The organism is Paenibacillus anseongensis (genome assembly GCF_009757995.1).
Taxonomy (GTDB): domain Bacteria; phylum Bacillota; class Bacilli; order Paenibacillales; family NBRC-103111; genus Paenibacillus_E; species Paenibacillus_E chondroitinus.
In genome coordinates, this window is the sequence record NZ_WSEM01000002.1 from 24,046 (window position 1) to 43,567 (window position 19,522).

Annotated in this window: 12 protein-coding genes; 11 read left to right on the forward strand and 1 reads right to left on the reverse strand. The window is 45.5% G+C overall.

Annotated elements, in window-relative coordinates; all coding sequences use genetic code 11:
• Nucleotides 1–34 precede the first annotated feature (34 nt).
• The 10 genes from GON05_RS00720 to GON05_RS00765 all read left to right on the forward strand — a co-directional run bounded on the left by GON05_RS00720 (nucleotide 35) and on the right by GON05_RS00765 (nucleotide 17,692).
• Nucleotides 35–1,825, forward strand: a complete 1,791-nt coding sequence (locus GON05_RS00720) for a sensor histidine kinase (RefSeq protein WP_157317349.1) — start codon at nucleotides 35–37, stop codon at nucleotides 1,823–1,825.
• On the forward strand, nucleotides 1,822–2,889 hold the full coding sequence (locus GON05_RS00725) for a response regulator transcription factor (RefSeq protein ID WP_157317350.1): 1,068 nt from the start codon (nucleotides 1,822–1,824) through the stop codon (nucleotides 2,887–2,889). Before GON05_RS00720 ends, GON05_RS00725 begins: the two co-directional genes overlap by 4 nt.
• 124 nt (nucleotides 2,890–3,013) lie before the next feature.
• Nucleotides 3,014–4,315 (forward strand): ABC transporter substrate-binding protein, encoded by a 1,302-nt coding sequence (locus GON05_RS00730; protein WP_127455709.1) that lies wholly within the window; start codon nucleotides 3,014–3,016, stop codon nucleotides 4,313–4,315.
• Between the two features lie 145 nt (nucleotides 4,316–4,460).
• Nucleotides 4,461–5,282 (forward strand): carbohydrate ABC transporter permease, encoded by an 822-nt coding sequence (locus GON05_RS00735; RefSeq protein WP_157317415.1) that lies wholly within the window; start codon nucleotides 4,461–4,463, stop codon nucleotides 5,280–5,282.
• Nucleotides 5,279–6,103 (forward strand): carbohydrate ABC transporter permease, encoded by an 825-nt coding sequence (locus GON05_RS00740; RefSeq protein WP_157317351.1) that lies wholly within the window; start codon nucleotides 5,279–5,281, stop codon nucleotides 6,101–6,103. Before GON05_RS00735 ends, GON05_RS00740 begins: the two co-directional genes overlap by 4 nt.
• Before the next feature lie 247 nt (nucleotides 6,104–6,350).
• Nucleotides 6,351–8,414, forward strand: coding sequence for an efflux RND transporter periplasmic adaptor subunit (locus GON05_RS00745; protein ID WP_157317352.1), 2,064 nt, complete (start codon nucleotides 6,351–6,353; stop codon nucleotides 8,412–8,414).
• On the forward strand, nucleotides 8,411–11,557 hold the full coding sequence (locus GON05_RS00750; protein ID WP_157317353.1) for an efflux RND transporter permease subunit: 3,147 nt from the start codon (nucleotides 8,411–8,413) through the stop codon (nucleotides 11,555–11,557). Before GON05_RS00745 ends, GON05_RS00750 begins: the two co-directional genes overlap by 4 nt.
• Nucleotides 11,558–11,612: 55 nt before the next feature.
• On the forward strand, nucleotides 11,613–14,429 hold the full coding sequence (locus GON05_RS00755) for an RCC1 domain-containing protein (RefSeq protein WP_157317354.1): 2,817 nt from the start codon (nucleotides 11,613–11,615) through the stop codon (nucleotides 14,427–14,429).
• Nucleotides 14,430–14,631: 202 nt separating this feature from the next.
• Nucleotides 14,632–15,765 carry a S1C family serine protease gene (locus tag GON05_RS00760; RefSeq protein ID WP_246238732.1) on the forward strand — a complete coding sequence of 378 codons (1,134 nt, stop codon included), beginning with the start codon at nucleotides 14,632–14,634 and terminating at the stop codon, nucleotides 15,763–15,765.
• Between the two features lie 16 nt (nucleotides 15,766–15,781).
• The gene (locus tag GON05_RS00765) at nucleotides 15,782–17,692 is read left to right on the forward strand and encodes a stalk domain-containing protein (RefSeq protein ID WP_157317355.1); all 1,911 of its coding nucleotides are present in this window, start codon (nucleotides 15,782–15,784) and stop codon (nucleotides 17,690–17,692) included.
• A gap of 58 nt (nucleotides 17,693–17,750) precedes the next feature.
• On the opposite strand, the gene GON05_RS00770 is transcribed toward GON05_RS00765, so the two are convergent.
• Nucleotides 17,751–18,425: a hypothetical protein gene (locus GON05_RS00770; RefSeq protein WP_157317356.1), complete on the reverse strand. Its 675-nt coding sequence runs from the start codon at nucleotides 18,423–18,425 to the stop codon at nucleotides 17,751–17,753.
• 177 nt (nucleotides 18,426–18,602) lie between these two features.
• Here GON05_RS00770 and GON05_RS00775 point away from each other — a divergent pair, with 177 nt between their 5' ends.
• Nucleotides 18,603–19,142 carry a GNAT family N-acetyltransferase gene (locus GON05_RS00775; RefSeq protein WP_157317357.1) on the forward strand — a complete coding sequence of 180 codons (540 nt, stop codon included), beginning with the start codon at nucleotides 18,603–18,605 and terminating at the stop codon, nucleotides 19,140–19,142.
• The last annotated feature ends 380 nt before the right edge of the window (nucleotides 19,143–19,522 follow it).

Sequence of the window (19,522 nt, forward strand, 5' to 3'; positions counted from 1 at the left end):
AGATTTTTAACTATCAATAAAAAGGGGATCGACTATGGAAATTAGAAATATGACTCGGCGTCTTCAGTTTCCTTTTCAAATGAGTATGAGATACAAGCTTATGATTCTAATGGTCATTATCGCTGTGCTGCCGTTAACCTTAGTGACGATTTTCGCCGCAAAGACGACCAAGCACTCGCTAAGTCTGGAAATCATACGTTCCAACGAGTCAAGAATGGACTGGGCTGCGAAATATTTTGATGAAAAATTTGGCCAATTGCATTCAGTGGCGTATTCCCTTCTTATGGATAACAACTTATTTCCGAATACCAATGGTGAAACGATTAGCGCTGGTAACGGTCTGGAGACAGGTAAACCGTATATAGACGAGAAGCTCAGATCTCTCTATGTGGCCAACAACACGAATATTGCCTCAATCTCTCTTTATCTGAATGCTAAACAGCGCCTCTATATCGTGGATAAAGATGCCGTTCGATCAACAGATCAGAGAGTGAATCCCGCTTTGGAAGGGGGAGAATCAGCCAACAACCATCAGACCGTCAATAAGATTGTGAAATCTACACACAATAATTTCAAATTGATACGCAGCATGAATCGGTTTGAAGATCACGAAATTCTTGGCGGCGTGTTTATTGAAGCCAGATGGAATATGATGGATAATGTCATCAACATGATCCATTCGGAGCCCAATAGCGAAGTGCTTGTATTGGATGCGCAGGGAAACCTGATGTACAACCCTTACCCAGTACAAACGATGATGGATCAGGAAATGCTGGAAAAGGCGATACACGGACCAATGGAATCAGGCTTTATTGAATCCAAGCAAGGAATTCTGTTTTATCAGCCTGTTGTGTCGGCCAACTTATGGATCGTGAAATTTATCCCGATTAGTTATGTAAATGAAGGCGCTTCCACAACGCTGAGTTTTAGTTTTTATACAGCTATGGTCTCTACCCTACTGGCGATTATTCTTTCCGTATTAATTGCTTATTTCACGACGAAGCCGATTATTCGATTAACGAGGTCGATGAAAGCCTTGGAGCACTTGAATTTCAACGTGGGTGTCGACAAGGTGAGAAGCGATGAGATTGGTACGCTGGAGAGACGATTTAATTCCATGCTGCTGAAAATTAAAGAGTTGGTTCAAATTGAGTATAAAAGCAAAATTGAGAAGAGGACCGCACAGCTGAAAGCGATGCAGGCACAGATTAATCCTCATTTCCTGTATAATGCGCTGCAATCCATAGGCGGGGTTGCCCTCTCCCGACAAGCACCGGAAATTTATGAGTATGTCAGAGCACTTAGCGAGTTATTTCGTTATACGATCAAAATGAAATCGGATCTGGTCACCGTGGCTGACGAAATCGAACATGTCACGAACTATTTGCAAATTCAAAAATTGCGTTTTCAAGACATGATTCATATTCAGATGGACATCGAAGAGGACTGCGGACATTACGAGCTTCCCAAGTTCATCCTTCAACCTATCGTAGAAAATTGTTTCGTCCATGGTTTGGAAGGAAAGATGGGCCAATGGATCATCGCGATCAGAGTCGAGAAAATGATGGATGACATTGAAATTAGTATTGAAGATAACGGACTAGGCATAGATGAGGCGCGTTTGGAGGACATTCGGCGACAATTAAGCCGCCCAGGGGAGGATCAAGTGATTGGGGAAAGCATGGGCATGAATAACGTGAATTCACGGATTAAGCTTATTTTCGGACAAGAGTACGGGATGTTTGTTACAAGCTCGAAAGGTGCCGGAACGACGGTCAAAGTCGTTATCCCCGCCATTGTTAAAGGAGAGGAGCCTCTACTATGAAAGCTGTCATTATTGATGATGAATTCTGGGTCCGCAACAGTATAAGGCATTTGGCCGATTGGGAGCGACTAGGCATCTCTCAGGTTGAGGAAGCCGAAGATGGGCTTAGCGGCTTAAATATCATAGCGCAGATTCATCCTGAAATCGTCATAACGGATATGAAAATGCGAGGCATGGACGGAGCTCAGCTACTGCAAAAAATAAGTGAAGACTATCCATTCATACGCAAAATTGTCATTAGCGGATTTGATGATTTTACCTATACGAAACAGGCGATTTTATCCAAGGTGGATGAATATTTGATCAAGCCGATCAATCCGGAAGAGCTGAATAGAGCTTTGGAGAAAGCGGTGCGAGAGCTGGGCGTAACACGGGGGATTCATGCGGCTAAACCGCTGGACAAGCAGTTATTAAAGGTCATTACCGAGATGAAGCACACAGTCGCCAGGCATTTTCAAGAGATGAACACAGAGGCGATCAAAAAAAGCTTTAAGCAGTTGGAGCAAGTGTTGAGCGATCAAGAAAGCCTGCAGCCTGGACTGAATAATTCACTCTACAAGCAATTCATGCTGCTATTGGAGGAGCAATGCGCCCTTTCAGGAAGCGAATTAACGTCTGATGCTCAAGCAAGTGTCAGCCATTTTTTTGTTACGGATGATACGAAGATAGTAGAGTGGATCGAGGTGCTGACCACCACATATGTCGGGATTTTGGAAGCTCTCATTCACCAAAGGAAAAACAAAAATCGTATTAATATCGACGAGATTCGGAAGTATCTTGATCTTTCCTATGCCGAGCAAGTGAGTCTGGGGACTATTGCGAACACATTTTTTGTCAGCAAAGAGCATCTATCCCGCGTGTTCAAACAAGAAGTGGGCGTAACCGTCATGGATTACTTGATTGCCAAGAGGATGGAGAAAGCGCTGGAGCTTCTTCAGGACGCCTCTGTATCTATCAAAAGTGCCGCAGAAGCAGTCGGCTATTCCGATCTCACTTATTTTCACCGCATATTCAAAAAAATGACAGGAATGACGCCATCTCAGATGAGGCAGGATGATGAATGAGCTTAAGCCAGTGGAGTGATATCAATATTATCCAATCCGAGATGCTTTTTCTGTCCAATGAATGGTGGCGCTTTCTTAAGTATACTAGGTTCGTAAGCGTTACCATAACAAAGGGGGCGACAAAATGAAGAAAGCATTTGTAATGATAGTTGCTATGGCTCTGCTAGGAAGCACGGTAGCTTGTTCTTCGGGTCAAAGCACACCAAGCGCTGGAGGAAGCAGCAATGCCAAAAGCGAGGGTGCGGCTAAAAAGGTTGAATTAAAAGTATTCCTTGGCGGCTTGGACCGTTTTCGCGATCAATTTGAGAAGTACTTCGCTGAATTTGCTAAAAAAGAAAAGAAAGAGAAAAATATCGAGGTTACGATTAACACCGAGTATCCGGGCTCCGATAATTCCACACAAATTTTAAAAACGCGTCTAGCCACTGGCGACGTACCGGATATTTTCAGTTTGCATGCCGTGAACGACATTCCTGACTATTACAAAGCCGGTTATTTGGACGATTTAACGAAACAACCGCTTTCCCCTAAATTGATTGATGGCATTAAATCACTCGTGACAATTGATAATAAAGTCGTTGCAGTACCTATGGAAAGCTTGGCATGGGGGTATCTTTACAACAAAAAAATCTTTAAAGATTTAGGCATCAAGCCGCCGTCCACTTTGACAGAAATGAAGGCTGTTGTTCAAAAGCTGAATGACAATAAAATCAAGCCGTTTATGCTCAGTTACAAAGAAAGCTGGATTCCTCAGTTGTTCTTGCCTCTGGCCATTGGTGGGTTAGGCAACTCCAGCCACAAGGATTTTGTTGATAAAATGAACAAAAATCAAGGAAGCTTCGCAGAAGTGAAAGAGATGTTCGGAATCATCGATCTTGTGAATAGCAACGGTACTGATCGCGTATTTGAAGTAGGCAACGATGACGGAGCTGCTGATTTCGCTGCCGGCAAAGCCGCTATGTGGGTGCAAGGGCCATGGGATGCTGACAGCCTATTGAAGGCTAATGATAAGTTTGAGTTCGGAGTTGCTCCTCTTCCGATCAATGATGATCCTGCGGCAACACTAATCAACGTATCCGTATCAACTTCTTTAGCGATGGCTTCCCAAGGGAAGAATAAAGAAGTTTCGGCGGATCTGCTGAACTTCATTTTAGATGATCAAGCGTCGAACGATCTGTACCAAGGTTTGAAGTTCAATCCAGTGTCCAAAAACCACACGTTCAAACCGTATCCTTGGGTCGAGGACGCTTCTGTTTTTGTAAACAAAGGGCAGTCGTATAAAGATCCGCAGATTCCAGCTGCCGTGAAAGATGAGTCGGGCAAAGCGCTTCAAGCCTATTTTAACAAGAAAATGTCCGCAGATGATGTTATTAAGGATCTGGACAAAACCTGGAAAGATGCGAATGCGATAGCCAACAAAAAATAAAGATTGGAAGACATGTTGTGCTCTGCCCTGGTCCTCGTAAGATCAAGGCAGAGCACGAGATTTTCCTAAGGAGTGAGCCCACGTGCTGAAACGCCTTGCCAAAGACCATACATCATTGATTTTGTTCGTGCTGCCCGCTTTTATCATGTATGTGATATTTCTGGTTATTCCGATGCTCCAAGGCTCGTATTACAGCTTTACAAATTGGGATGGCTTGAACAAACATTACAGCTTCATTGGGATAGAGAACTTTATTGAAGCTATTCGCGATGATGCGAATTTTCGATCCTCGATTGTATTCACGGCCAAATATGTCTTGTTTGCTGTCGTTTTTCAGAACGCCATCGCGCTGCTGCTTGCCCTCATGATTGAATCGCAAAGCAAAGGAAAAGGGTGGCTTAGAACGATCTTTTTCATGCCAAGCATGTTAAGTATTATCATTAGTACGTTCATGTGGGTATTCGTGTTTACAAAGGTTATGCCTGCCTTGTCCAAGTATGCCGTTTTGAAATTTCTCGATATTTCCTGGTTAGGCGACCCCAACGTTTCGTTTTTCACCATCATGCTCGTTTCCGTTTGGGGCGGTATTGGAACTTTAATGATTATTTACATGTCGGCCATTCAAGGCATTCCCATGCATCTCAAAGAAGCGGCTATTATTGACGGCGCGAAGCCTTATCATATGCTACGATACATTACTCTGCCGTTGATTGCGCATGCGCTCACGATTTGCATCTTTTTAACCTTGAACAACTCGTTTAAAGTGTATGATCTTATCTATGCTTTGACAGGCGGAGGACCTGCCCGGGCAACGCAAGTTATCTCTATGAATATTCTGGAAGAGGCTTATCAGCGCAATTTCCGATACGGATATGCGAGCGCGAAAGCGATTATTCTCTTCCTGATCATACTTGTCATTACGCTAATTCAAGTGTCGGTGATGAAGAAGCGGGAGGTAGAGGCATGAACAAACGGCAGTATTCGGGGCTGTCTCTCTTGCTACTAAGCATCTTGGCTATTTTTTTCCTTTTTCCGATATATATGGCTATTTTGAATTCATTCAAAACACAAGGAGAGATGTACAGCTCCGTTCTAGGCTTACCGGTCAAGCTACACATTGAAAACTATGTGCAGGCCTTTAGCAAAGCTAACATGCTCAAGAGCGGCTGGAATACGATTGTTGTAACCGTAACAGGTATTGTGGTCATCGTGTTATGCAGCTCTTTGGCGGGCTACAAGCTTTCCCGAACGCCTGGAAAGTTGAGCAACGTGATATTCATGTTGTTTGTGTCCTCGATGTTGATTCCTTTTCAGACCATTATGGTGACTTTAACGAAGATGGCAAAATCGCTCGGACTTCAGGGTTCGCCATTTGGTTTGGGCATTGTTTGTGCCGGACTGGGCGTCAGTATGGCCGTGTTTCTGTATCACGGTTTTGTGAAAGGCATTCCACGAGAGCTCGATGAGTCTGCGAAAATGGATGGATGCAGCGAAATAAAAACCTTTTTCATGATCATTTTACCGCTATTGCTGCCGATTACCTTTACGATTGGTATTCTCAATCTGTTGTGGTTGTGGAACGATTTCCTCTTGCCGGTGCTCATGCTGACCGATTTCCGCCAATATACGTTAGTTTTGACCATCAATATGTTCTTCGGCAAGTACAGCCGGGAATGGTCGCTCATTCTGGCCTCTCTGATTTTGTCATCCATTCCGATTGTCATCATATTCGCTTTGTTCCAGCGTTGGATTATCCAAGGGATTACAGATGGTGCTGTAAAAGGATGACGGTATGACAAGAATGATGTATAGGTGTATTGCGAAATTAGTCGAAATTAGTCGAATGGTTTTCGGGAAACCGCCCATATTGGGTGGTTTTTTCGTTTTTTCAGGCCTATTATCCTAAGGGAATCGCGTGTTTTTCCTTGTTTTTACATATTCTTCACATTTTAATCACACTTCTATCATCAATGTCAAATATGGTGAAAGAGAGTATTTGCCCAAATGAAATGAAGCAGACGGAGGTTTCCATCCCATGAGGAAGTACAGTTCACTCAAGAGTACCACAATCATCGCAATCGTTACCGCGATAACCGTCACCATAGCGGGTTGCAGCGCGCCAGCCAGCACCGCTAAACCAGGGGCAAACGGACGAACGGGAACACGTCAGATGACCGTAGAAACACAAGTTGTTAAATTGTCGGACATCGGTGGCGGGCAGGTATTTACAGGCTCGATCACGCCGGCTTTCACTACGAATCTTTCTTCCAAAGTGAATGGCCGCATTACTTCTCTTGATGTGAACATCGGGGATAAAGTGACGGTCGGACAGGCTTTAGCGCACATTGATACCACTACGCTTCAGCAATCTGTCGAGCAGAGCAAAATCGACTACGCTTTAAGTCAAGTACAGTACAACAAAGTGGTGAATGATCAGGCGAACAGTCTGGCTCTAGCTCAGAAAACGCTGGCCGTTCAGCAAGCCGCTTACGAGAAAACCATCAATGATCAGAAGAATGCTGTAGCTCTGGCGCAAACGCAATTAAATAATGCGATTACGACGCAGCAGAATTCGATTGAAACCGCAAAACAAGGGGTTTCCACTGCACAGGTAGGCTTCAGTAAAGCACAAGCTGATGCCGCTACCGCCGTGACTGTCGCCCAGACGAACTTGAATTCACAGTTAGACAGCTTATTAACAACACAGAATAATAATATAGATACTTCTCAATTAAGCGTGCAGCAAGCAGTTGCTGCTTACAATGCCGCTCTTCAGTCTGGTAAAGACGTAGACAGTGCATTCGCTAAGCTGCAAACGACACAGCTTGCCTTGCAGCAAGCGCAGCAGGCGCAGTATAAAGATACACAGTCGGCGCAGCAATCGTTGACGAGCTTGCAAAATGCGCTGTTGACCGCACAAAGCTCGCAATCGGTGCAAGTTGCGCAGGAATCCTTAAATTCGGCGTTATTATCACTTGCTAATACACAAGCGACCGCTGCCGCTCAGCTGGATCTCAGCCGTACTCAGCTGGCGCAGTCACAATCTTCTCAGGATATTTCCAAAAACAGTGCGGAGGCTGCGCTCGAACAATCCAAGCAGCAGTTGAAATCTGCCCAGTCTACGGATTCCTTGGAGGTAAGTGCTGCTCAGCTACAGCAAGCTCAAACTAGGTTGAGTATTTTAAGCGAACAGCTTCAAGATGGTGTGTTGACGAGTCCCGTTGCAGGGATCGTAAGCGCGATTCTGGTTCCAGTCGGACAGAATGCCGGGCAAGCTGCCGTCATGTCGATTTCTACGGTAGATCCATTATTGGCGACCGTTAACGTATCTGAGGCATCCATTGGCAAAATCAAATCCGGCTCACCGATGTCGGTTAAAATTCCAACATTGAATAAATCGTTTGATGGAACTGTGTATACGATTCATCCAACCATGGACGCTACGTCCAAATCTTTCCTGGTCGACATCAAAATTAAAGATGATAACCATGAAGTATTGCCTGGAATGTTTGCAGAATCGTCACTCAAAAGTGAAGGCAAACAATCCATCGTTGTACCTGCAGACGCCGTGCTCAGCCAACCAAGCGGTAATGCGGTATACATTGTGAAAGACGGGAAAGCCTCTAAGGTGCTAGTAAAAGTTGGCGTAATGACCAGTTCATCCTTCGAAATTACCAGCGGGCTGAAAGTTGGAGATGAGCTTGTCGTTAAAGGACAAGAGCTGCTTTCCGATAACGTTCCGGTTCAGATTAATCAACCAGGACAAGAAAATGGAGCAGGCAAAGGCCAGGGACAGGCCGGTCAGGGTCAAGGCAAGGGCGGAGGCCAAGGGCAAGGACAAGGACAAGGACAAGGACAAGGACAAGGACAAGGTGGTCAAGGCCAAGGCCAAGGGCAGGGCCAAAATAGAACTGGCGGCCAAGGTGGTCAAGGCGGCCAGGCTGGCGGTCAAGCTGGTCAAGGACAAGGTCAAAGCCGAAGCGGCGGCCAAGGACAAAACGGACAAGGCACCCCAGGTAAGGGAGCTGACCCATCAGGGGCTAAGCCAACCGGCAACGGCGCTGATGCAGCAGCTCCGAAAGCGGGGGCTGGACAGTGAAATTAGCTAATTTCTCCGTTCATCGTCCTGTCACCATCTTGATGATCATGATTTCACTCGTGATCGTAGGCTCGATCGCAATTCCGCTTCTCCCCGTGGATCTGTACCCGAACCTGGAAATTCCATCGGCAACGGTATCGGTTTCTTGGAGCGGCGCATCGCCGGGACAGATTGAACAACAAATTACGAAACCGATTGAGAATGCGATGGCTACCGTCACAGGAGTCACGAGTATATCCTCAAGCTCTCGTACGGGATCAAGTAACGTTACACTGCAATTTAATTACGGAACGAATATTGATCAGGCAACCCTGACCATGCGGGATAAATTAGATCGCGTCCGAAGGCAGCTTCCTACGGATGCGGATGCCCCCGTCGTTTCACGTGTTGATCCGAACAGTACACCAATCATGACGTTAGCCTTGTATGGTAAAACAGATCTGGTCACACTGCGCGACATTGCTGACAATATTGTGAGTCCTGATGTTCAGCGATCCGATGGCGTTGCATCGGTTGGGGTTACCGGCGGACGTGTCAGACAAATACAAATTCTTGTCGAACCAAGCCGATTGCAGCAATACAATATCTCTTTCAGCACGTTGGTTTCAGCTCTCGGTAATGATAACTCTTCCACTGACGCCGGTCTTGTGAATAAAGGCAGCCAACTGGTGCCTTTGCATATTGATGGAGAATTTAAGTCAACGGCTGATATCGGAAAAGTACAGGTTCAGCTAGGACGTGGACAAACGATCGCGTTAAGCGAACTCGGTACTATTATTGATACTTATCAAGATGTTACGCTTGAAGCGCGCAAAGACGGAGAAGTCAGCGTTTCCCTCTCTGTTCTTAAGCAATCGGATGGAAACACGGTTTCCGTGTCCACCAACATTCAGAACTCGCTTCAAGAAATTCAATCCAAGCTGCCAGAAGGCATGCATATCGCGGTATTGAATGATTCGGCCAAGTTTATTCGCGATTCCTTACGTACCGTTGTTGAGCATACATTGCTTGGAGGCGTGTTCTCGGTCATCATCTTGTTGTTCTTCTTGCGAAGTGTTAGGGCGACGCTCATTATCGGTGTCGTGATCCCGATTTCAATCATAAGCACATTCAGTATGATGTATTTCGGTCATCAGACGATTAACACCATCACGCTCGGGGGCTTGGCGCTTGGTCTTGGTTCACTCGTAGACTTCGCGGTCGTTGTCTTGGAAAGTATTTTCCGTAAACGCCATGAAGGCTTGTCTCCTGAGGAAGCTGCCAAAGTGGGGACAGCCGAGGTAGGTACAGCGGTTATGGCTTCAGCATTGGCCCAAATTGCGGTTTTTGCGCCGACGGCTTTCATTAGCGGCTTAGTTAAACAATTTTTCTGGCCGATGGCATTGGTTGTTTGTTTCTCTCACATAGCCGCATGGTTTGCCGCTGTAACACTAGTGCCAATGCTAGCTGCGAAAATTTTGCGTCGCAAAGTCGATGAAGAGCTGCCAACCGGCAAAAGCCTTAATCCTTTCGTTTGGTTCGGAAGAGGCATGGAGTTTCTCACGAAGCTATACGGAAGGCTGCTGCGGTGGTCTATGCTTCATCGTTGGGTGATTATCTCGGTTACAGTTCTGTTATTCGCTGCCAGCGTGTACTCGGTCCGTTTTGTTGGTAGTGAGTTAACGCCAAAAACAGATCAAGGGCAAGTCAACTTAAATATCAATCTGCCGCAAGGGACAGATTTCGCCGTAACGAATCAAGTTGCTTCTACGCTGGAGACGAGATTGAAAGACGTGCCGGAAATTGATACCGTCTTTACTTCTGTCGGATCCGCCGGTGGCGGAGCCTTTCAATCAGCGTCAACAAATACGGGAAGCATTCAGATTCGATTAAAACCGCTCAGTGAAAGAAAGAAAAGTACCGATCAAGTCGCCGAACAAATCCGCACTCTCACTACGGGCTTTGCAGGAGCGCAAATCGGTGTAAGTGTTCCATCAGGGGTACGTCTGCCAGGTCTTGGCGGTGGCGGTAACTTTGGTGGCGGTGACATTCAAGTTGATTTATCCGGACCGGATTTAGCGGTCTTGCAAAAGCTGGGTGATCTCGTCGCACAGGAAATCACTTCTGTAGATGGCACACGTAACGTGCAAAATACGTTAGATCGTTCGATTCCACAGTTTAATTTAACGATCGATCGTGATGCAGCGGCGCATTACGGCGTTTCGTTAAGAGACGTGATGACCGCATTGCGTACAGCTTATCAAGGAAGTGTGGCTACACAGTTTAAAACCGCTAGCTCGCAAATTTCCGTTCTAGTGAAGTATCCAAATGAATTCACGAATAAGTTGGAGAATTTCAACAATGTGACGATCAATACCGCAAGCGGTACGATTGTCCCTGTTAGTCTCATTGCCAAAGTTGAACCAGGTACAGGACCTGCACAAATTCGCAGACAAGATCAGAACCGTGTGGCGTCGGTGCAAGCTTCCGTATTTGGCGCTTCCGTTGGTGAGGTATCCGCTCTCGTCAAAGAGAAAATTGATGCGATTCAACCACCGGACGGTTACCAAGTTAAAATGGGCGGCCAACAGACTAGTCAGAATGATTCTTTTAAAAGCTTATACTTAGTTCTTATTCTATCCGTTGCTTTGGTGTACATGGTTATGGCTAGCCAATTTGAATCGTTATATGGTCCATTTATTATCATGTTCTCCTTACCGCCAACGTTTATTGGCGGCATACTGGGACTTATCGTCACACATCGAACGATTAATATGAACTCTATCATTGGAATGATCATGCTAATAGGGATTGTCGTTAATAATGCCATTGTATTAATCGATTATACAAACCAATTGCGTGCCAAAGGGATGCCGCTGTTCGATGCTTTAATTGAAGCGGGCAAAGTGCGGTTGCGGCCTATTCTGATGACTACGGCGACAACTGTTCTAGCGATGCTGCCCCTTGTTATCGGCTTTGGGGAAGGTGCGGAGACACAGGCTTCCATGGCAACGGTTGTAGCTTTTGGTTTGACTTTATCCACTTTAGTTACACTTGTATTGGTTCCTGTTGTTTACACATTGCTGGAAGGTTGGAAAAATGGCATTACAAAAAGATTTAAACGCAAACCAACCATTACCCAGGAGCCAGGAACGATCGTTTAGTGATAGAGATCTACGAAGATAGCTTTCTTGATGGAAAGCTTTAAGGAGAAGGAACATGAAAACAGTGAAACGTAACGTTACTTTCTGGCTGCTAGGTTTTCTGCTTTTTAGTTCCTTTACAGCTTTCTCGGTATTTCCCGGGAAAGTTTTTGGGGAAACTGACAGCCCTACTACCACGACATCAGACATGAACACTGCCTCGATTCAGCAAATTCGGGGCGGGAAAGGTTTTACGGTTGTTTTGAAGAAAGACGGTACCGTTTGGACATGGGGAAATAACCTTCGCGGTAAGCTGGGGGGAGGACTGAGCAATCGTAATCAAGCGACACCTATCAGCGGATTGTCGGGTATTACGGCCATTGCGGTTGGTTCGGCTCACTCCTTGGCACTCAAGTCGGACGGCACCGTGTGGTCTTGGGGGGAGAACACCTTCGGCCAGTTGGGCGACGGATCCACGATAGATCGGTCGACACCTGTCCAGGTGGCTAATCTTACTCATGTGACGGCAATTTCCGCAGGTAATTTCCACTCGGTTGCCATCAAGGACGATGGAACAGCTTGGAGCTGGGGAGATAATACGTACGGCCAACTCGGAGATGGTACGAATACGACCCAAAATAAGCCCGTTCAAGTTATCGGCAACATTGCATCTGTTAAAGCGATAGCGAGCGGTGCTTACCATACTTTGGCGCTTGATCAAGACGGCGTTGTATGGGCTTGGGGCGATAATTTCTTTGGCGAGCTTGGTTATGGTTTTGATCAAAACCGTTTGAGTACGCCGATTATGGCTACAAGTGCCAACTGGCATATTACGCAAATTGCTGCCGGATTCGACTACTCATTAGCTCTTAAGGATGACGGTACCGTGTTAACTTGGGGACTGATCGATTCAGACCCAAGCACGATGTATAGCGCTATTACGACGAATACACAGGATGCGCATAAGTTCCCCGTACTTATTACCGGATTGGATCATGTGACTCAAATCATGGCTGGAAGTTCGCATGCAGTGGCATTAAAAGATGATGGCAGCGTGTATGCATGGGGGAACAACACCTCTGGTCAATTAGGCGTAGGGACCGGATTTGATGGGAAAACATGGAGTCAGACGTTTCCCAACCGCATTAATGATCTGCCCGAAATCGCCAACTTAGGGACAGGTTCCAATGACACTTTTGCGATTGATAAAGAGGGTAAGCTTTGGGCATGGGGGAACAACAGTTACAGCCAACTTGGCGACAACACCCTGAACAACCAACCTGCTCCGGTTCAAACGAAAGTGAACGAATGGTTGAATCCTACCGTGCTTAAGCCCGGCGAAGGAACAGTTATCATAAAAACGCCTAAAGATCAGCCCCTTATGGCGAGCGAAAGCAATACATTTATGATCAAAAATAATCAGCTGTTCGGTTGGGGCAGTAACACGTTCGGCCAATTGGGAGACGGAACGCATACGTCCGCCATTTCTCCGAAAGCCATAAGTTTGGACGGGATTGCTGCCATCGAAGGCGGTGATACGCACATGGTTGTCGTTAAGAAGGATGAGACCCTATGGACATGGGGGCAAAACTTCTTCGGTCAATTAGCCGATGGAACAACGACGCCAAGCACGGCACCCGTTCAAGTAAAAGGCTTGAATGGTGTGGTATCCGCGTCAGCTGGAAGCAATCATACTTTGGCCCTGCTTAATAATGGTTCTGTTTGGAGTTTTGGCGACAATACCTATGGACAATTAGGCCATGACGCAACGGCAGCGTCGAACCAAATTATCCAACTATCGAACATTGTAGCTATCGCTTCAGGCGCCAATTTTAACTTAGCCCTAGAAAATACGGGAAAAATATGGGCATGGGGAGATAATACGAATGGACAGCTAGGAGATGGGACGCTTGCCAGTAAGCAGCAGCCTGCACAGATTTATGATCTAGCTGGTGTTATCGCGATTTCGGCGGGCAAGAACTTTGCGCTTGCTCTCAAGGATGACGGTACCGTCTGGGCTTGGGGCTACAACGCCTTCGGACAGTTAGGCAACGGAACAACCGTTAATCAATTGAAGCCAGTTCAAGTGACGACATTGCCTTCCATGAAATCCATACATGCAGGCTCTTATCACAGTCTAGCGATTGCGAAGGACGGGAGTGTTTGGGCTTGGGGCCAAAACCTTTTTGGACAAATCGGCGATGGTACGAAGGCCAATCAGAATAAACCGGTACAAATTAAGGGAATTGCCAAAGCAGATGACGCTGCCGCAGGCGGGACTCATAGCGTAGTGAAAGGAACGGACGGAACCATTTGGACGTGGGGCGGCAATTACACAGGCCAACTGGGGAGCAATTCCTTAGCAAATCGCAATCTGCCGGAGGTTGTTACTGGGTTAAATGCTTCTTTCAATGATTTGGAAGGGCACTGGGCGAAGGAAAATATTCTTCAAGCAGCAGAGCAAGGCATTGTAAATGGCTATAGCGACGGCAGCTTTCTTCCTGATCGTGTCATTACAAGAGGCGAATTTCTGAAGCTTGCCGTTACGGCTATGCATCTGCCTATTGCTTCAGAAAATACAGGCGGAGCCTGGTATCAACCCTACGTTGACGCTGTACAAAAGGCGGGCATTCTGCAAGCAGGGGACCTGCAACAAGGCTGGGATCTTCCGATTACCCGTCAGGAGATTGCAACCGTTGCTCTCCGTGTCATAACCCCGGATTTGCAAAAAGCAAATACCGTCATTGATCCGAGCTTTGTGATGAGCGAAGCTGTGAACAAAGGAATTATAGAAGGTTTAAGCGACGGAAGTTTGGCGCCGAATGAGGCAACGACAAGAGCGCAAGCGGTCGTTGTCGTCGAGCGTGTCGGAAACGTTCTGCAAGGCAAGTAATTCTATCCAGATAGCTAGATAGGAAAATCAGAAAAGATACAGTTGGAACACGAAGAGTAAATCGTACTCTAGTGATCCAGCTGTATTTTTTCGTTTTACACCATAAAGATGAATAGAAAGATTTTCCACCTATCCTACTTTCCATATTTATGTATAATAGAAAGGGAGCTATTTTCCATAAACTAGTTAGGGAGAGATTTATTTGAAAGTGCACACTCGCTATGTAATATCCACTTTACTAGCACTCACGCTTTTGGGAGGAAATGGCCAAGTATTCGCAGCTCAAGCCACCAGTGTTTCGCATTGGCAAACGAAGGAGCTGGACGGTGAGGTCTATGTGAAGGCATCCGACGTTGTCAAAACGCTTGGTGGAAGTGGAGATTACCGCGCTGAAGAGAATGATTTTAGCTATACTTCTGCATCTCGTATAACGGAGGTAGTCAAGAAGGTATCTCCATCCATAGTCGGAATTATTGGCAAGCCGATGAGTGGGAGCCAAGCTTCGTCGGACAACCGTTTTAATTTAGCACATGGCACTGGAATTATTGTTCAATCCGATGGGCTCATTGTTACCAATGCGCATGTAGTTGAAGACATGAAGCAAATTATTGTTGTAACCTCAGACGGGAAGCAATATGCGGGAAAAACGATTCATTTGGATGAAGAAAGCGATCTGGCTGTCGTTCAAATTGACGCAAAAGACCTGCCGGCAGCCACTTTCGCCAAAAGCAGCAATGTTGAGGTCGGTGAACTTGTTGTTGCGATCGGCACGCCGATTACTTTTGCGCTTCGCAACTCCGTTACTTACGGTGTGATTAGCGGGACTGACCGCTCGCTGCATTCAACGTATCGCCTGCTCCAAACCGATGCGGCTATTAATCCGGGCAATAGCGGTGGGGCATTAGTTAATCTGCAGGGTGAGGTTATCGGTATCAATTCGTTGAAGTTATCTGCCGCAGGTATTGATGGACTTGGATTCGCTATACCTTCAGACACAGTCCAATATATTTTGAATCAGTTTATGAAATACGGGAAAGTCAAACGTCCTGCGCTTGGTCTGGAAGTAGAGGAAAGCTGGGCGGCTGTTGTCGGGCTTCCTACAGATGAGCCGCTTAAGGTTTCGCGCGTAGATCCGAATACGTCCGCTGCTGATGCCGGAATTAAAGAAGGCGATGTCCTGTATTCTGTCAATAATTCCAATGTGAAAACATTGGTTGATTTAAATGAGTTATTGAAACAATATTTACCCGGAGACAAGGTTACTTTGACCCTGCAGTCTAACGGAGACATTATCCAAAAGGATATAATCTTGCTGGATGCGACCCAAACCCAATAAACTCGGAAGGTGACAAATGATTAAATTACGCTCTACATACCTGATTTTACTAGCATTTATACTCATCATGATTCAACCGCTCAGCGCTTTTGCCGCTGATACAGAAACGAAGGATCAATCCGTACAGATTCAATTGAAGCTTGGTGAAGATCATATTACGATTAACGATCAATCCATTTCCGTTGAAACTCCTTATGCGAACAATGGCGTGACGCTTGTACCTCTGCGAGTCATCACATCGGCGTTCGGCGCAGCGTTAAGCTGGGCATCTGAAACACAGACGGTAGGACTCACCTATAATGGTACATCCATTTCGTTACAAATCGGCAGCACAACAGCGACAGTCAACGGGAAAGAAGAACAAATCGAAGTTGCGCCCGAGTTGAAAAATGGGACGACCATGGTACCTCTCCGATTCATTTCGGAAAAGTTCGGAGCCAGTGTGAAGTTTGATGAAGCGACTTCAACGATTGCGATCTCGAGCACGCGTGCAGCCGGCACGGATGCGGGAGGTATTGATTCAGATCTAGGAAAGACGCATATCGGCAACAGCTATTATGGCTGGTCGATGAAATATCCGACAGGTTTGGTGAAGAGTTATCAGAGCTTTAAGGAAGATTATGTTTCATTCAATGATGCAAATGGTGAGTACCACATTAACATTTCGGTGAAGTCCGATATGACCGAGAATATGTCGGAGGATGCTCTACTGGACTTGCTGGTGGATGAAACAGATGGTGAACCGCTACTAGAGAAAAAATATGTTTCAAGCGGTGCACATCCATACGCGCTCATTAAATCCAAGGATGATGGTGAACTTTTTGAATATCGCGCTTATCAAAGCGGCGACAAAGTATATATCCTTATTTTCACGATTATCAAGGAAGAAACGGATAAAGTTATAACGAAACATAATGCTTATCAGGATCTATTAAACAGCTTCCAAATGTCATTCGATACAAATGTTAAAACCTTGAAAGACCTTTCGACAGTGAAAGATGGCTTGCGCATGTATACGGATGAAACGTATGGGATTTCCATCAAGATCCCAGCTGACTGGTCGAAATCCGGTAGCAACAGTGAAATGATTCAATTCATTGATCCGAAGAAAAAAAGAAGTATCGGTTACAAAGTGACTTCCAAGTCGGATAGCGATACGCTGCAAAAATGGTCCGATCGCGCTAGTCAAAATTATACGCAGCTATACGCTTCAGCATATAGCAAATCGGAAGCTGCACGAAGTATCGTCGTTGATGGAAATCAGGCGCTTGTGAGCCGATCGTCGAACACATTTGACAACCGCATTTGGGATTCGACGGAGAACGTGTTTCTCATTAAAGGAAATTATAAATACTTTATTGCGATTGATTTTAGCAATAAGGATGATCTTTCCGATAGCTTCATTCAATCCACTTTGCAATCGATTAAAATTGGTAAACCATCCAGTTCGATCGGGACGATTAAAGATAGCTCGGAGAACTTGGATCGTTCGAAAACGAGTGTAGTGAAGAATAAAAATTATAACTACACAATTTCAATTCCTGATTACTGGAAGCTTAATGCAGCCCAAAGCAAAAACGGTAATCTGACGTATTCGTTCGGGATGGGGCATTTTATTTTTCTAGCTGCTGATTCGGAGTTATCTAGTTTAACCACCCAAGAGATAGTAAAGGAGTTTAAGGAAAAGGCTCTGACTCAGTACGGTGGCACCGATGTCAAAGAGACCGTCAACCGGACGGAAACCGTTGACGGTGTTCAAGCGGTGTGGCTAGAATGGGAGTTTAAGGACCTTGTAACGACAATGAGCCTCCTTCAAAAGGACGGTAATTATTATCTGTTCACGGTCGTTTATCCGAAGGCGCTTCAAACGGATTTCTTGCAAAAGCAGATTAAGGATACAATCAAATCCTTCCAAACAACAAAATAAAGCACCAAAAAAGCCGGAGACCATCTCCGGCTTTTTTGTGCTTTTTTTACGCAAACAATTAAATATCATCCGTCAAAACAAGCGTATCCCCGTTAACGGTTCCCTTCAGCTTCAACAACGAAAGATTAACGTAGACCGTGCCGTCATAGGTAAAAGATCCAGTTCCTTTGGAATATTGGCTGTTGGTGGCGAATGAGCCGACAAGCTGGCCATTATAACTTAGCTGCAGCATGGGATCTCCCCAACTAATCGTATAGAAGCTGCTTAAGGTTGACAGAGAGACATAACGCGCTCCGTCCACTTGGATGAGGCCGAATTCTCCCGTGCTTTTTTGGGATTTTTCATCCTCTAAACTGAGAATCACCGTTTTAATTGCTTGATAGCCGCTGCTAGGGTCACCAGGCACTTGCGGTTCAGGTGTTGCGGACGGGGAAGGTGTCGGCGATGGAGTTGGAGTTGGGAGGGCAGGCTGTACCTCCTTTTTCTTTAGCGAAATGCCGAGGTCGGCATCGAAAGAAACATCGTATCCGGTTGCTTCACCAAAAGCACGTACGGGCAAATAAGAAGTACCGTCTACAACGATAGCCGGAGTTGCCAGTGTTTTGCCTTCAATCTGGAAGGGGAAAGCCCCCTGAATTGTTTTTCCTATTAAACTAGTAACTTCTTCTGCATGCGCAGAAAGTGTTGTAGCCAACAGAAATCCGGCGATCCCGCCGATGATATACTTTTTCAAATGATGCACCGCCTATTGGGTAGATTGTCTATGATTAATAATACGCTATGTTGTTTTTGTGCTGCAACTGTATGGCCTTTTGAAATTTACATAAAGTAAATGCAGAATTTATATAATCACCGAACTCCTTTTATATACTTAAATTGCTTGAATATAGGGACTAGGTGGTAGAACATAATGATCAGAAAACGCAACTTGCAAGAATGCCATTCTCTGTACAATTTAATAAATGATCCAGAGGTTTTTCCATATGTTCGTTATAAATGCCAGTCGTATGAAGAATATTTATTCGTCACCAAGCAGTTAATGGTGGAAGAAGAGCAGATGACGTGTATTTCCAGAACGATTCTTAACGAGATCGGACATCCCATTGGTACGATTGATTTATATAACATTGAGAATAAAGCGGGATTCCTGGCGACATGGATTGGAGCTCCTTATTTCGGTCAAGGTTATAATCAACGGGCGAAGGAATCCTTTTTTACGGAGCTCTTCCTTGAACATAGAATTGAAACGGTATTTTTGAAAGTCAGGAAACAAAATATTCGTTCCAAAAAAGCCGTTGAAAAACTGCCGTATGCCAAGTTAGCCAATGATTTAAAGCCGCATGTCTATGCATCTATCAATCCTACTGAACAGATCTATGATTTGTATCAAGTGGAGCGGTCGGACTTTTTAGACGCTAGTGAAGGTATGCAGCATGAGGTTGCGACATAATGAGAGAAATGGGCCGGTACTCCGATGGGGGGCCGGTTTATTCATTTTTGGGGAACTGGCGTCCTCTATTATGGAGACAATGGGTCTGTATCCTCTCTGAGGGGAACTACAGGCTCTTATTTGGCTTTCATGACCCGCAGTTCGCGTCGAATTGGAAAAATAGCGGACTGTAGTTCCCCTCTACCTGTTAAACTGTGCGTTTCCCCAGAAATAGAGGACGCCAGTTCCACTAAGGAAGAATCTTTGCCGGATTCCTGCGGCTCTTCTGATAGAAAATGATTTTACCCCCTACGAATCATGAGATTACCTATCACCCAATCGCCTTCAAAAGGGTTAAAATAGACATATCCATCCCTCAGGGATATAGACTTATATAAAAC

Coding starts and splice junctions, on each gene's coding strand:
- GON05_RS00720 (WP_157317349.1), top strand. CDS start 35: ATGGAAATTAGAAATATGACTCGGCGTCTTCAGTTTCCTTTTCAAATG.
- GON05_RS00725 (WP_157317350.1), top strand. CDS start 1,822: ATGAAAGCTGTCATTATTGATGATGAATTCTGGGTCCGCAACAGTATA.
- GON05_RS00730 (WP_127455709.1), top strand. CDS start 3,014: ATGAAGAAAGCATTTGTAATGATAGTTGCTATGGCTCTGCTAGGAAGC.
- GON05_RS00735 (WP_157317415.1), top strand. CDS start 4,461: ATGTATGTGATATTTCTGGTTATTCCGATGCTCCAAGGCTCGTATTAC.
- GON05_RS00740 (WP_157317351.1), top strand. CDS start 5,279: ATGAACAAACGGCAGTATTCGGGGCTGTCTCTCTTGCTACTAAGCATC.
- GON05_RS00745 (WP_157317352.1), top strand. CDS start 6,351: ATGAGGAAGTACAGTTCACTCAAGAGTACCACAATCATCGCAATCGTT.
- GON05_RS00755 (WP_157317354.1), top strand. CDS start 11,613: ATGAAAACAGTGAAACGTAACGTTACTTTCTGGCTGCTAGGTTTTCTG.
- GON05_RS00765 (WP_157317355.1), top strand. CDS start 15,782: ATGATTAAATTACGCTCTACATACCTGATTTTACTAGCATTTATACTC.
- GON05_RS00775 (WP_157317357.1), top strand. CDS start 18,603: ATGATCAGAAAACGCAACTTGCAAGAATGCCATTCTCTGTACAATTTA.